The following is a 12,902-nucleotide window of genomic DNA, read 5'->3' as shown; positions in this document are numbered from 1 at the left end:
TTTTAGAATATAACGATTTAAATGGCGTCCATTACGTATTGTGGTAACGCAAACGCAGCAGCATGCAATTCTGGGGTATAAAAACGTGTTTTGAATCCAGCATTCTCAAAACGCTCTCTGATTACAGCCGAATTTAACTGCCTTAGCGACTCTTGATCTGTACCCCATGCAAAGGTCATGATACCGCCAACGTAGGTTGGAACGGACGCTGAATAGAAGGAAACATCAGTGAAGTACGGAGACAGCCTTTTCGCTGTTGTTGATACTTCATCAATTTGCATAAAGCTCACGCCGTTTTGAGCAACGAACACACCGCCTTCATTTAGGCAGCGCTTACAGCCCTCGTAGAATTTTGAGCTAAACAGCACTTCGCCCGGACCGATAGGGTCAGTACAATCAGAGATGATTACATCGTATTTTTCTGTCGTCTCGTTTACGAAATCCACACCATCAGCAATCACGACATTTGCTTTCGGATTATCATAAGCGCCGGCCGAGTGGTTTGGAAGATATTCAGTACACATATCAATGACTGCTTGGTCAATTTCTACTTGAGTAACATGCTCCACTTCTGGGTGACGTAACACCTCACGAAGCATACCGCCATCACCTCCACCAATGATCAACACTCGTTTTGCATTTCCATGCGCAAACATTGGCACATGCGCCATCATTTCGTGGTATACAAACTCATCTCGCTCTGTTGTTTGAATAACACCATCAAGAGCCATGATTCGGCCAAACGTTTCATTCTCGAAAATAATCAAATGTTGATGATCCGTATCAAGCTCAAAGAAGACTTGATCCACATCGAAGCTTTGACCATAACCTTTGTGCAGTGTCTCGCGAAGCGTACGCTTATCCATTATTCATTCCCCCTAGGAAGTATATTCAACTGTTTACTATTTTTCACAGCTGAACACATAATTAAAAAAGTAAGTATTTTTTTATCTTTGTTCCATAAAAAAACGGCATGATGGAAGCTCTATTTCCATCACCCCGTTCCTTTTTTTGTCGTATATTTGAACTACGAAACTCGCTCGCCGTGAGCTTGTTTATCCGCATGGTAAGACGATCGAACCAAGGGACCACAAGCCGCGTGGGTAAACCCAAGCTCTTTAGCGACTTCTTCATAACGCTCAAATTCTTCCGGTGGAACAAAGCGATCCATTGGGAAATGATGCTTAGAAGGTTGCAAGTATTGACCGATGGTCAACATTTCGACGTTGTGCGCACGAAGATCCTTCATAACCTCAACAATCTCTTCAAAAGTTTCACCCATACCCACCATCAATCCTGACTTAGTGGGAACATCTGGGCAACGTTCCTTGAAGTTCTTCAAAAGATCCAACGACCACTGATAATCTGATCCTGGACGTACCTGACGGTACAAACGAGGAATAGACTCTAAATTGTGGTTGAACACATCAGGAGGAGACTGAGTCAAAACATCGATAGCAACGTCCATACGACCACGAAAATCCGGTACGAGCGTTTCTATTTCGATATTTGGCGACAATGCGCGCGTCTCATCAATACAATTAACAAAATGTTGTGCACCACCATCTCTAAGATCATCGCGATCTACCGACGTAATCACAACGTACTTTAATCGCATATCCCGAATTGCAGCCGCAAGCTCTTTAGGCTCGTCTTCGTTCAACGCATTTGGTCTACCATGAGCAACGTCACAGAAAGGACAACGACGTGTACAAATGTCGCCCATAATCATGAAAGTCGCCGTACCGTTACTAAAACATTCACCTAAATTAGGGCAGTTCGCCTCTTCACATACAGATGCCAGTTTATGCTCACGTAATGTACTTTTTATTCGCGCAATCTCAGGTGAAGCAGGAATTCTGACGCGCAGCCAATCTGGCTTACGCGGAATCTCTTCTGTAGGAATAACTTTGACCGGGATACGAGCCATTTTATCAGCGCCGCGAAGCTTCTCGCCTTGGACAACTCGTTTGCGTTCTGTATTCATTTATTCATTTACCCTTTCAGTATCGTCGGAGTACTGTATCCGAGATGTATAGCCAACTCTGACGCCATGTCTTCTTTAACATTCGCCATAGAGACTGTTGAATTGAGACGTTTCATATCAATCATTTGGAGCCCTTGATAACCGCAAGGATTAATACGCAAAAAAGGTGTCAAATCCATGTCAACATTAAGTGCTAACCCATGGAATGAACAACCTCTACGAACGCGTAACCCTAACGAGGACACCTTCATTTCATTAACATAAACACCCGGAGCATCCGGTTTTGGGTAGGCATCAATACCGTATTTTTTCAAGACAGCAACAACAGAGTTCTCAAGTGTTGAAACCAAATCTCTGACACCAATCCCGAGACGTTTTAAATCGATCATAACATAGGCTATAAGTTGCCCAGGACCATGATAGGTAACCTGTCCACCGCGATCAGCCTGAACTACCGGTATATCACCTGTCTCAATAAGATGTTCTTCTTTTCCTGCTTGGCCTTGCGTAAATAAAGGTGGATGCTCAAGCAACCAGATCTGATCAGGATCGTCTTTTGTACGTGTTTGGGTGAAATTTTTCATTTCCTCCCACGTCGATTCATACTCTACTAGACCAATATCTCGAACAATCAGCTCTTTCGACATTACATAACCATCTTGATCGATTCAATTGCCTTGAGAGCAACGTTCAGCTCAGCAAGATGCGCTTCACTTTGGGCATTAATTCTAAAGCTATAGCTAATAAAACGTCCTTTACTAGAACGATTATTCGTTATTGTTGAGCAATCTAAGTCTGGAACCAGTTCGTTCAAGCAATTAACCAATTGCTCAAAGCCTCCGTCAATATCAAGAGCAACTACTTTTATTAAGTAGTTTGCACACGGAAACTCAATTTTAGGCGCCTCCGTTGAGCTAGCTGGCGTCCCATTTTTTGTAATCAAAGCCATTTATATTTCTCTATTGGTAAGATGAAACGGAAACACTAAACCGGTTTCCTTTTTCACTTTGTAGCAACAATTAAAACAGATTCATAAAGAACAGCTTAATTTTATCAAATAAGCGCTTAAAGAAGCCACCTTCTTCCACAGACTCAAGGGCAACAACATCTCGTTCCAATAAAACATTGCCTTCTTGACCGACTATCACCTTACCTAATACGTCGCCTGCTTTGATCGGCGCTTCAATAACTGGCGCTAAATCTAGCGTAGCAGGAATAGAGTCCGCTTGCTGGCGCGGCATGGTTACCAGTACATCTTCCGTAAAGCCAACGTTTACAGAATCCGTTGCACCGCCCCATACTCTCGCTTTATTGATGACTTGCCCAGCACTGTACAGTTTGCGGGTTTCATAGTAGCGAAAACCGTAATTCATTAATTTTTGTGATTCTGTTGCTCGTGCTTCATCAGACGATGTGCCCATAACAACACTGATCAAACGCGTACCATTACGGATAGCGGATGCAGCAAGGCAATAACCCGCAGCTTGAGTGTGCCCTGTTTTTAGGCCATCTACCGTTTTATCACGCCAAAGTAGCTTATTTCGATTTGGTTGGCGGATATCATTGTAGGTAAAGTACTTTTCAGAATACATTTTATAGCTTTCTGGAAACTGGAGAATCTTCGCACGCGATAGCAAGGCGATGTCATACGCACTTGAATAGTGACCTTCTGCAGGGAAACCCGTAGAGTTTTGGTAGTGCGTGTTTTTCATTCCCAACAATTGCGCATGTTGATTCATCAAATCAACAAAAGCACCTTCCGCTCCTGCAATATGTTCGGCAACCGCTACACTCGCATCATTACCTGATTGAATAATGATACCGCGCATCAAATCTTCCAAGCGTACTCGCGTTCCCTCACGGATAAACATACGAGAACCTTTCATACGCCAAGCCGCTTCACTCACTCGAACCTGATCGTCATTTGAAATATTGCCTCGGGCCATTTCATAATCTGCAATATAGGCCGTCATAAGTTTAGTCAAACTCGCGGGGGGCAACTCTTTTTGTGCATTGTGCTCCACAAGAATTTCACCCGTATACGCATCCATTAAAATATAGCTGCTGGCTGACAATTGTGGAGGCGCTGGGATCAAAGAAGGCGCAGCGTTCGCCTCAAAGGAGAAAAGACCGGCAAACGCTAATAAAATTCCAATAAGTCGTTTCATATTCTAGAACATTACCTAACAATTAATATGTGAAGAAAATAATACTTGAACAACTAAACATGCTCTAGTACTTCAGGGAGATAACGCAACTTTTACACTTTTTGCAAAACCCGCATTTTCTAATTTAGCTTGCCATTTTGTGAGCGCATCCGAGGAATTATAAGGGCCTACTAGTACTTTATAAAGTCCAGAACTGTCTGCTCTAACTTGAACACTAATCTGTGTATCAAAATGCTCAATAAGGGAATTTTTAAGAGATTCGGCAGAATCTTGTGCGCTAAACGCACCCAACTGTAAATGAGAGAAATTTGTCTTAACAATAGGCTGAGTAACGGCTGCGTTCTTGGTTGATTTCACACTGCTAGACTGACCTTGCTTGGGAGTAATCGCTTCAACTTTTACTCTAGCCAGCCCTTTCTTATGATAATCCAAACGCACTGCGGCGGCATACGACAAATCAATTAAACGATCACCATGGAAAGGGCCGCGGTCGTTTACACGAACAATCACTGAGCGGCCATTGTCGATATTTGTGACCTTTAAATACGTCGGTAATGGTAAGTTTTTATGGGCTGCGGAAAACGCATACATATCGTACGTTTCGCCATTAGATGTTTTATGACCATGAAATTTTTTGCCATACCATGAAGCGGTACCTTGCGCCTTATAACCCTCAGCGCTTTTCATGACATAATACTTTTCCCCCCAAACAACATAGGGGCTTTTATTCCCACCACGACTCTTGGGTTCCCATTTCGGCACCAAATCCGGAAGATGATCCACTTTTACATCCGATGACGGACCGTGGTCTTGAAGGATCGAATACCTACCACCTCCCGATGCTTTATCAAGATCAACTGTCGAAGCACTGTTGCCGTTAATGTGTTTACTGCTCATACAACCACTGAGCATCAGCAGTGCAATTACAACGATAAGTAATCTGTTACAGCCCATTTACCTTTAACCTATTCGCTAGTTCAATTACAGACATGGCATAGCGCCTACTTGGGTTGTAATCCATCACTGTAAAAAAGTTCTCAAACGCCAACCAATAACTAACCTGATCCGGCCCCGAACGCAATTTAATCAACCCCGCTTTATCAGGACTTATTGACTTAGAATACACGCCTAAGGTTTCCCATTTTTCGAGAGCGTAAACAGGCTTTCTACCCTTATTCGCGAGCGACGCAACACTTTTCACACTCATAACATCTGCATCAACCACCCACTCTTTATTCGGACGCCAACCATGAAACCGTAAGTAATTTGCCGCACTTCCAATTGCATCAGCAGGCGATCCCCATAAATCAACATGTCCGTTTTTATCGAAGTCTACCGCCAACTTCATATAATTACTGGGCATGAATTGCACCATGCCTAAGGCGCCACTGTACGAGCCATTTGTATTGCCAATCCCCCATCCTTCTTTACGCGCGAGCAAGAGATACGCTTCCAACTCGCTTTTGAAATACTTGCTTCTTCTTGGGTAATCAAACGCTAACGTCGTCAAAGACGTAAAGACATCACGGGAGCCGGTAATTCGACCATATGCGGTTTCCACTCCAATAAGAGCGACGATTATACTCCAATCGACACCGTACTCTCGTTGAGCTGCTATTAACCATGGTTTGTATTTGTTTGCAAACGCAATACCACCGTCAACACGCGTTTGATTTACAAAGCGCTTTCGGTATTCAAAATAAGGCGTAATTGCCTCTGGCTGATTGTTCGACTTTTTAATTACTTGGGGGCGCTGTTGAATCGACGAGAAAGCCTTTACAAGCAAGGTTCGGTCATAGGAGTGCTTGTCACTCATATATTCAACAAATCGTTGAACATCGCTTTTTAGGTAGTAATGATGGGTAATATTGGAATTAGTTTTTTCTAAACTAACGATTTTTTCAGAGCGAGGCTCTTTCGATTCGTTCTCATTTTGTTGCAAAGCATCTGTCGGTGCACTCGAACATGACGCAATCACAAAAACAAAAAATATCCAAAATGCCGCTTTTTGCATTATCGAGCTCGTTTGTGAGTTTGAATGGACATTAATATACCAAACGTTGCCATAATCGTAATAATCGATGTTCCACCATAGCTCACAAGAGGCAAAGGCACTCCAACAACCGGTAAGATCCCTGACACCATTCCAATATTAACAAACATATATACAAAAAAGGTAAGCGTTAAACTCCCCGCTAACAGCCTAGCGTAATTATCTTCAGCTGTCGCTGAAATATATAACCCACGAGCAATAACCAACAGATACGCTAATATCAACACGCCACAGCCAAGCATTCCAAACTCTTCACCCAATACAGCAATAATAAAATCGGTATGGCTCTCTGGAAGAAAGTTGAGTTGAGCTTGCGTACCTTCGAGCCACCCCTTCCCATATATTCCCCCAGACCCGATCGCTGTCTTAGATTGAATGATATTCCAACCCGAACCCAGCGGATCACTTTCAGGATTCAAAAATGTTAAAACTCGTTGGCGCTGGTAATCATGCATCACATGCCACAAAAGATAGCCTGCAACAGGAGCAAGCGCACCTGCCGAAAGTATGTACATCCATGGTAACCCGGCCAAAAATAGAACAAACAGCCCCGATACTGCCACCAGCAATGAAGTGCCGAGGTCAGGCTGCTTCGCTATCATAAGCACTGGCACGATGATGATGATCAACACCGTAAATATCTGCTTAAATGATGGCGGCAACGGCCGATCTGAAAAATACCAAGCAATCATCATTGGCATGACAATCTTCATGATTTCTGACGGCTGAAACCTTGGGCCGCCGGGAATTTCTAGCCAACGCTGCGCCCCTTTCGCACCGACACCAAACAACAGCACACCAATGAGCAAACCAGCAATCCCGACAAATAGAAGCGGGGATGCTCTTAACATGTATTTAGGCGGCAATTGAGCCAGTACCAAACAAGTTGCAAAACCTAGTGCCAAACGCACCATCTGCCGCTCGACCATATCTACATTTTGCCCGGATGCAGAATACAGAACAATTAAGCCACCAGACATAAGCAGCACTAAAGATGCTGCAAGCAATACATCAACATGGGTCAAGCGCCAAAGGCGCGCATTGGTGAAGCTTAGGAGCCGCTCGTACCAAGTCAAATTCACGAGCGATCTCCTTTCAGATAATTATATTTCTTTGGATAATCGTCCTTTAAATAGGCGTCGAACAGCTGCTTAGTCAGATCCGCAGGCTTGGAACTGCTCCCGCCATTTTCGAAGATTGCAAAAACAACAATCTCAGGCTTTTCAGACGGAGCAAAACCGATAAAAAGAGCATGATCATGGAGACGCTTCTCTAGGTTTTTCGCATCGTATTCTTCGTCTTCTTGTAGGCTAAAGACTTGTCCGGTTCCGGTCTTTCCTGCAATAGAGTATGAGGCTCCCTGCAAACGGCGAGCCGTTCCTTTGGAGTCAGTAACCACTCTGCGCATTGCCTTTACCATATGCTCCCAGTTCCGACTGTCCTTTATCTTAATTTTGTGGTCTTCACCCTTGAGACCAAAATCCGGCGTATCCTTGTCAATGGTTGAAACCATTCGGGGCGAGTAATAATCCCCACGGTTAGCTATTGCAGTGACGGCTGTCGCGATTTGAATCGGCGTTGCCACCATAAACCCTTGACCGATTCCCACATTCACCGAATCTCCAGGATACCAAGACTCTTTATACCGGGCTTTTTTCCACTCATTTGACGGCAGAAGGCCTTTGCCTGCACCATTAAGATCCAATACGGTTCGTTCACCAAAGCCAAACTGTGAGAGAAAATTATGAATAGGGGTAATGCCCATTTTATGCGCTAGCTGATAATAATACGTATCAACCGATTCGATGATGGAACGCTCCAAGTTGATCCATCCATGACCTTCTCTCTTCCAATCACGATAGCGCCGACCATTTGGGTTAATCTGATAGTACCCTTTTGCATAATAGCGCTCATTCCAAGAAGAAAAACCATATTCAAGGCCGGCAAGAGCCATAAAGGGTTTTATAGTAGAAGCGGGAGGATACCCTCCACGAAGAGCACGGTTAAATAAAGGTAAACGTTTCGAATCCCTTAATGCTGCATAGTTCTTAGAAGAAATACCGCGCACAAATAAATTGGGATCAAAACCAGGCTTTGATACTAATGCAAGTATCCCACCATTTTTTGGATCTAATGCAACAACCGAGCCTTTGTAGTCACCCAGTAAATCGTAGGCATATTGCTGTAAACGCGCATCAAGGTAAAGGTGCAGATTTTCCCCAGGGACTGGATTCTGACGCTCCAACTCCTCCATTATCCTACCACGCGCATTGACCTCAACTTTCGATATTCCCGGGCGCCCAAACAGCTTGCTTTCATAAAATCCTTCAATGCCAGTTTTACCAATAAACTGCGCACCCTGATACGATTGACTGTCTACTCGTTGTAAATCTTTTTGTGTAATGCGGCCAACATAACCTATCGCGTGAGCGAATGCTTCACCATAGGGATAAAAACGAGTCAGCTGTGCTTCAACCTGAACACCATCGAGTTTATAGAGATCTACGGACACGCGTGCCCACTCTTGATCCGTTAACTGAGATTTTAACGTAATGGATTGATAGGGACGGCGATATTCTTTACGGCGCTGATCGTAAGCACTCCACTCATCTTCAGAGATATTTAGAATGTCAGACAGCTCTTTTTTGAGTTTTGAAAAATCGGCAACACGCTCAGGGGTGATCGTTAAGCTGTGTATAGGACGATTGTCAGCCAAAACAACGCCATTTGTATCATAGATGAGGCCCCGTGGTGGGGGCTCAGTCACCAACATCACTCGGTTATCATCAGCTTTGGTCACATACCGTTCGTGCTCAACTACTTGTAAAAAAAACAATCGTGACATCAAAACTAATGACAAAAGCAACACAAATACGGCTGCAAAAATCACCCTACGCTGTGTAAGAGATTGCTCTTGTCGATAATTTCGAAAAATATGGTGTTTATTAGCCAATGGTCATCCTCAGCGATGATAAGGATGATTATTCATAAGCGTCCAAGCCCTGTAAACCTGCTCAGCGAGAATAACTCTAACCATAGGGTGAGGAAGTGTAAGCGCGGATAAAGACCACGCTTGATTCGCCATTGCAGTACAGCGCGGATCTAAACCATCTGGACCGCCGACTAGGAGCGAAATATTATGGCCATCCATACGCCACTGCTGCGCTTGCTCTGCAAGGTTTTCAGTTGACCAGTTCTTTCCTAGCACTTCCAGAGCAATCACTTTATCGCCAGCGGGGATCGCATCGAGCATGGCATCCCCTTCCTTTTTTCTCGCTTTGGCAATGTCCGTATTCTTACCTCGTGGCGCCATCGGAATTTCTATGAGTTCTAACGCAAAGTCTTTGGGTAGGCGCTTAGCATAATCATCATAGCCTTGCGTCACCCATTTAGGCATTTTTGTGCCCACTGCGATCAAGCGTATACGCATATCTATTTGCCTATTGCTCTTTGGTTTTTATGTCCCAAAGCTTTTCAAGGTCATAGAAAGAACGAGCTTCTTCAGTCATCACATGAACAACAACATCATGTAAATCAACCAACACCCACTCACTGCCCATTTCACGACCTTCACTACCTAGTGGCTGAAGTCCTTTTGACTTCAAATGCTCAACAACATTTTGGCCCAGCGATTGAACATGGCGTTTCGAAGTACCGGTACAGATCACCATAAAATCCATCATGTCTGTTAATTCGCCGACTTCAAGAACGGTGATTTTATCACCTTTCACATCTTCTAGTGCTTCAACAGCATGAGACAGAATTTCGTCAGCTTGCATTTGGTTTTGACTCATAGAACAAAATTACCTATTTATATAGTTGGTTGTTTTCAATGTATTCTTGTACCGCTTTCGGCAACAGATAGGCAATAGACAATGATTGCCGACAAAGGTTTCGTATCATACTTGACGAGATCCCCAGTGGCGTTAGTGTTTCCAGCCAAATTTTACCTGCGGGCGCGGATTGTAACTCAATTGCAGACAATGCTCGATGATTTTCGTAAAACGCATTTAATTCAGATATATACTCTGAATCCCAGCCAGGACGAGCAACCACAACTATGTGGCAATTTTCAGTTAATTGCTTCCAATTCGCCCACGTAGGAAGTGAAAGAAAACTGTCCATACCTAGAACCATGATCAACGGCTCTTCGCGCCCTATTTCTTTGCGTATCGCCTTGAGCGTGTCAATGGTATAACTCGGCCCTTCTCTGGCGATCTCTCTATCATCGACACATAAACGCCGATCATTTTCTATAGACAAGCGCACCATATCCAGCCGTTGAGAAGCACTGACATTGGGGCGGTCTTTATGTACTGGTTGATAACATGGCACCAACCTTAACTCTTTAAAACAATGTTTATCAAGAAGGTCTATTGCGCTACGCAAATGCCCATGATGTATTGGATCAAAGGTGCCGCCCATAATGACGACCCCTTTGCTTAAGCCTTTTGAATTAGACTCCATCGTAGAATCAATTATCACGAATGTGGCCGTCACCCATCACAACATATTTTTGACTCGTCAACCCGACCAGCCCCACAGGCCCCCGAGCATGGATTTTATCCGTAGAGATGCCTATTTCAGCGCCGAGACCATACTCAAATCCATCAGCAAATGCAGTAGAAGCGTTAATCATCACCGAAGAAGAATCAACAGCCGTCATGAACAAACGAGTTTTAGAATAATCCTGAGACACGATTGCGTCAGTATGATGAGAGCCATATTGATTAATATGATCAATTGCCTCATCAATACCACTCACTACTTTTATAGAAAGCTTCGGAGCTAGATACTCTGTATACCAATCCTCTTCCGTAGCAGAATCAATGTAAGTTAGAATTTTTTGAGTCTCGGCACACCCAACCAGTTCAACGCCTTTTTCAGCATATGCTGCCGCTAACTTAGGCAAAAAACCATCAGCAATGTCTTTGTGAAGCAATAACGACTCCATCGCATTACAAACACCATAACGTCGAGTCTTGGCATTTAAAGCAATCGCATAAGCCTTCTCTAGATCTGCCTGATCATCAACATATACATGACAATTACCATCTAAATGCTTAATAACCGGAACCTTGGCACTGCTACTGATACGTTCAATTAACCCCTTACCGCCACGAGGCACAATAACGTCAACAAACTCAGGCATAGTGATTAATTTACCCACTGCATCTCGATCCGTCGTATTGAGCACTTGAACAGCATATTCAGGCAAGCCGACAGCTTTTAGCCCTTGCTTAACAGCATGCGCAATTGCCTGGTTTGAATAATAAGCTTCACTTCCACCCCTAAGGATAGCGGCATTGCCCGACTTTAGGCACAAGCTTGCTGCGTCTATTGTTACATTTGGGCGCGACTCATAAATAATTCCCACAACACCTAGCGGGACACGCATTTTACCCAAATGAATACCGGAAGGGCGATACACCATATCTGTAATTTCGCCTACAGGATCAGGAAGAGAGGCAACTTGCTTTAGCCCTTCAATCATAGAGTCTATACGAGCATCCGTCAGCTCCAGCCGATCCAATAATGCAGCATCTAAACCTTTTTCTTTACCACTCTCAACATCTTTTGCATTTTCAACTTTCAGCAAGGGTCGTGATGTCTCTAGCGCATCAGCCATAGCAAACAAGGCTTGATTTTTTTCTTCCGTTGATACGCTCGCTAGTTTGCGAGATGCAGATCGAGCGTGTTGCCCAACCTCTTTCATGTAAGCATCTATAGACATAACTTTTTAATCACCTAAAATACGTTATACATGTGGTCACTTTTGCCACATAGCTTGCGCCATAATTAAAACTGGCAATCGGCATTCAGAGTACTCGCCAGAACCAATATATTAACACAAAGTTTTCTATTGGTTATCGAAAAACGCCGTGAATACAGCGAAAGCAGAATCAATGCCACTGGAAAGAATTTGACCACTTTCAACTTGCCAAGCAACTCAAAATTAAACGACCGGAGCGTAAGTTGACCTCTCCCACTACATTTGAATTCAATCAAATTGGTATTATCCACTCCTGCTATACAGAAAAATTTGGAATACCTCGGCAACCAGGGCTCGTCAAAGAGACTACCGCAACATTAGAACTTCTTCCTCCCTTCAATAGGGAAGATACTCTAGATGGCTTAGAAGGTTTCTCTCATATTTGGGTCCATTTTATTTTTCACCAATGCATCCAAGAAAAATGGAAAGCCAAAGTCCGCCCCCCTCGACTCGGCGGAAAAGCGAAAATGGGCGTATTCGCAACGAGAGCGACCCATAGACCCAACCCAATCGGTCTATCTGTCATAAAAATAGGCAAGATACACAAGCACAACAAAAGAATTTTCATTGATCTGCATGGCGCCGACTTATTAGACGGTACCCCTGTAATAGACATCAAACCTTACTTACCCTATGCGGACATTCAAGCCGATGCTTGTGGTGGATTTGCTCCAGAAAAATCCCCAGCCTTCCCAGTAAAATTTACTGAAGAAGCTAAGCAACAAGCAATTACCTACAAAAATAAATTTGAAAGAAACCTGCTACCTTTAATAGAGCAGGTTATAGAACAGGATCCACGCCCGTCCTATTTATCGAACACAACAGATCGACAACATGGGGTAAAATTGTGGAACTCCAATGTGAAGTGGCTAGCAAAAAACGATCACTTTTTAGTAACGGAAATTGAAATTGAGGAATAAC

The 12,902-nt window shown here is 43.7% G+C and carries 14 protein-coding genes; 1 reads left to right on the top strand and 13 read right to left on the bottom strand.

What is annotated here, in order from left to right:
- Nucleotides 1–17: 17 nt before the first annotated feature.
- The 13 genes from speE to DFP79_RS03185 all read right to left on the bottom strand — a co-directional run bounded on the left by speE (nt 18) and on the right by DFP79_RS03185 (nt 11,942).
- A complete protein-coding gene (gene speE / locus DFP79_RS03245) occupies nt 18–866 on the bottom strand; it encodes a polyamine aminopropyltransferase (RefSeq protein WP_133502515.1) in 849 nt (282 codons plus the stop codon).
- A gap of 161 nt (nt 867–1,027) precedes the next feature.
- Complete coding sequence (lipA, locus tag DFP79_RS03240; protein ID WP_133502514.1) at nt 1,028–1,987, bottom strand: lipoyl synthase; 960 nt, start codon at nt 1,985–1,987, stop codon at nt 1,028–1,030.
- 8 nt (nt 1,988–1,995) lie between these two features.
- Complete coding sequence (gene lipB, locus DFP79_RS03235; protein WP_133502513.1) at nt 1,996–2,634, bottom strand: lipoyl(octanoyl) transferase LipB; 639 nt, start codon at nt 2,632–2,634, stop codon at nt 1,996–1,998.
- Nucleotides 2,634–2,936: a YbeD family protein gene (locus DFP79_RS03230; protein WP_133502512.1), complete on the bottom strand. Its 303-nt coding sequence runs from the start codon at nt 2,934–2,936 to the stop codon at nt 2,634–2,636. Before DFP79_RS03230 ends, lipB begins: the two co-directional genes overlap by 1 nt.
- A gap of 70 nt (nt 2,937–3,006) precedes the next feature.
- Nucleotides 3,007–4,155 (bottom strand): D-alanyl-D-alanine carboxypeptidase family protein, encoded by a 1,149-nt coding sequence (locus DFP79_RS03225; RefSeq protein WP_133502511.1) that lies wholly within the window; start codon nt 4,153–4,155, stop codon nt 3,007–3,009.
- 72 nt (nt 4,156–4,227) lie between these two features.
- Nucleotides 4,228–5,109, bottom strand: coding sequence for a septal ring lytic transglycosylase RlpA family protein (locus DFP79_RS03220; RefSeq protein ID WP_133502510.1), 882 nt, complete (start codon nt 5,107–5,109; stop codon nt 4,228–4,230).
- The gene (mltB, locus tag DFP79_RS03215; protein WP_133502509.1) at nt 5,099–6,169 is read right to left on the bottom strand and encodes a lytic murein transglycosylase B; all 1,071 of its coding nucleotides are present in this window, start codon (nt 6,167–6,169) and stop codon (nt 5,099–5,101) included. The genes DFP79_RS03220 and mltB overlap by 11 nt, the downstream gene beginning before the upstream one ends.
- Nucleotides 6,169–7,290, bottom strand: a complete 1,122-nt coding sequence (gene rodA / locus DFP79_RS03210) for a rod shape-determining protein RodA (RefSeq protein ID WP_208111385.1) — start codon at nt 7,288–7,290, stop codon at nt 6,169–6,171. The genes mltB and rodA overlap by 1 nt, the downstream gene beginning before the upstream one ends.
- Nucleotides 7,287–9,161 carry a penicillin-binding protein 2 gene (mrdA, locus tag DFP79_RS03205; RefSeq protein ID WP_133502508.1) on the bottom strand — a complete coding sequence of 625 codons (1,875 nt, stop codon included), beginning with the start codon at nt 9,159–9,161 and terminating at the stop codon, nt 7,287–7,289. Before mrdA ends, rodA begins: the two co-directional genes overlap by 4 nt.
- Nucleotides 9,162–9,170: 9 nt before the next feature.
- The gene (gene rlmH, locus DFP79_RS03200; protein ID WP_133502507.1) at nt 9,171–9,638 is read right to left on the bottom strand and encodes a 23S rRNA (pseudouridine(1915)-N(3))-methyltransferase RlmH; all 468 of its coding nucleotides are present in this window, start codon (nt 9,636–9,638) and stop codon (nt 9,171–9,173) included.
- A 10-nt stretch (nt 9,639–9,648) separates the two neighbouring features.
- The gene (rsfS, locus tag DFP79_RS03195) at nt 9,649–10,002 is read right to left on the bottom strand and encodes a ribosome silencing factor (RefSeq protein ID WP_133502506.1); all 354 of its coding nucleotides are present in this window, start codon (nt 10,000–10,002) and stop codon (nt 9,649–9,651) included.
- A 13-nt stretch (nt 10,003–10,015) separates the two neighbouring features.
- Nucleotides 10,016–10,693, bottom strand: a complete 678-nt coding sequence (gene nadD, locus DFP79_RS03190; protein WP_133502505.1) for a nicotinate-nucleotide adenylyltransferase — start codon at nt 10,691–10,693, stop codon at nt 10,016–10,018.
- Entirely contained in the window at nt 10,683–11,942 is a 1,260-nt protein-coding gene (locus DFP79_RS03185) for a glutamate-5-semialdehyde dehydrogenase (RefSeq protein WP_133502504.1), read from the bottom strand. Before DFP79_RS03185 ends, nadD begins: the two co-directional genes overlap by 11 nt.
- Nucleotides 11,943–12,184: 242 nt before the next feature.
- Between DFP79_RS03185 and tsaA the strand changes: the two genes are divergently transcribed.
- Nucleotides 12,185–12,901: a tRNA (N6-threonylcarbamoyladenosine(37)-N6)-methyltransferase TrmO gene (tsaA, locus tag DFP79_RS03180; RefSeq protein WP_133502503.1), complete on the top strand. Its 717-nt coding sequence runs from the start codon at nt 12,185–12,187 to the stop codon at nt 12,899–12,901.
- The last annotated feature ends 1 nt before the right edge of the window (nt 12,902 follow it).

Source organism: Marinomonas balearica, from assembly GCF_004362145.1.
Classification (GTDB): Bacteria; Pseudomonadota; Gammaproteobacteria; order Pseudomonadales; family Marinomonadaceae; genus Marinomonas; species Marinomonas balearica.
Note: the sequence above shows the minus strand (reverse complement) of the source record. Positions and strands in the feature narration are given on the sequence as shown.

Coding starts and splice junctions, on each gene's coding strand:
- mltB (WP_133502509.1), bottom strand. CDS start 6,169: ATGCAAAAAGCGGCATTTTGGATATTTTTTGTTTTTGTGATTGCGTCA.
- lipB (WP_133502513.1), bottom strand. CDS start 2,634: ATGTCGAAAGAGCTGATTGTTCGAGATATTGGTCTAGTAGAGTATGAA.
- DFP79_RS03185 (WP_133502504.1), bottom strand. CDS start 11,942: ATGTCTATAGATGCTTACATGAAAGAGGTTGGGCAACACGCTCGATCT.
- DFP79_RS03230 (WP_133502512.1), bottom strand. CDS start 2,936: ATGGCTTTGATTACAAAAAATGGGACGCCAGCTAGCTCAACGGAGGCG.
- rlmH (WP_133502507.1), bottom strand. CDS start 9,638: ATGCGTATACGCTTGATCGCAGTGGGCACAAAAATGCCTAAATGGGTG.
- DFP79_RS03220 (WP_133502510.1), bottom strand. CDS start 5,109: ATGGGCTGTAACAGATTACTTATCGTTGTAATTGCACTGCTGATGCTC.
- lipA (WP_133502514.1), bottom strand. CDS start 1,987: ATGAATACAGAACGCAAACGAGTTGTCCAAGGCGAGAAGCTTCGCGGC.
- speE (WP_133502515.1), bottom strand. CDS start 866: ATGGATAAGCGTACGCTTCGCGAGACACTGCACAAAGGTTATGGTCAA.
- rsfS (WP_133502506.1), bottom strand. CDS start 10,002: ATGAGTCAAAACCAAATGCAAGCTGACGAAATTCTGTCTCATGCTGTT.
- DFP79_RS03225 (WP_133502511.1), bottom strand. CDS start 4,155: ATGAAACGACTTATTGGAATTTTATTAGCGTTTGCCGGTCTTTTCTCC.